The sequence below is a fragment of the Pseudomonas sp. MD195_PC81_125 genome, assembly GCF_014060985.1.
Taxonomy (GTDB): domain Bacteria; phylum Pseudomonadota; class Gammaproteobacteria; order Pseudomonadales; family Pseudomonadaceae; genus Aquipseudomonas; species Aquipseudomonas parakoreensis.
Window position 1 is genome coordinate 1 of record NZ_JABULD010000989.1, and the last position, 603, is coordinate 603.

Genomic DNA, 603 nt, shown 5'->3' on the forward strand with positions numbered 1-603 from the left:
GTTCGGTGATGTAAACAAAACGCGATTGAAACAGCTTGACCAGCTTTGCACGCAAATCACCCAACACGAACAAAGCATGCATATCGAGATTACTGACTGCCAAGGAAACATCCCCACATCTGAAAAGTACCTGCGCAAAACGCACACGGCAAAAAAACGGCCAGGCCGATGCTGTTACCGATTGACTTCAGTACACCTGAAACAAGCGGAGCGCCCATACATCACAAGTTCGCAAGACTACTGGAAAGTCAGGCGAGAAACTTGCCTCGACGTTCGCCAGGCTTTGAAGGAAAAATCTTCATTGAAGCGCAACGAAGACGGACTACAAACCTTAGGGAAAAAGCTGACGAAAAAAAGCCCTTTTCCGACATATCGCCGGTAAAAAATTGCTTTAGATAGGCACCTGTCGCCAACAGACACTGGCGATTCTAGAGCAGCGATGCTCCTTCCGACTACCCGAACCGACCTGTAACCGTCGGCTATCTCATGAAAAGGACTTCATATGTGCACTCTGACTCACTTTGCCCAGCCTTCCAACCCGGGTATCGATACGCCATTCGTACTGCAAGGCACCGATTTGGCTGAACTGGCGGAGCACGGACC

General features: G+C 49.8%; 1 protein-coding gene. It reads left to right on the forward strand.

Annotation, left to right across the window (positions count from 1 at the left end):
• Positions 1-382, forward strand: a 382-nt coding sequence (locus HT737_RS31530; RefSeq protein WP_220459623.1) for a hypothetical protein, incomplete at its 5' end; no start/stop codon positions are given.
• Positions 383-603 lie beyond the last annotated feature (221 nt).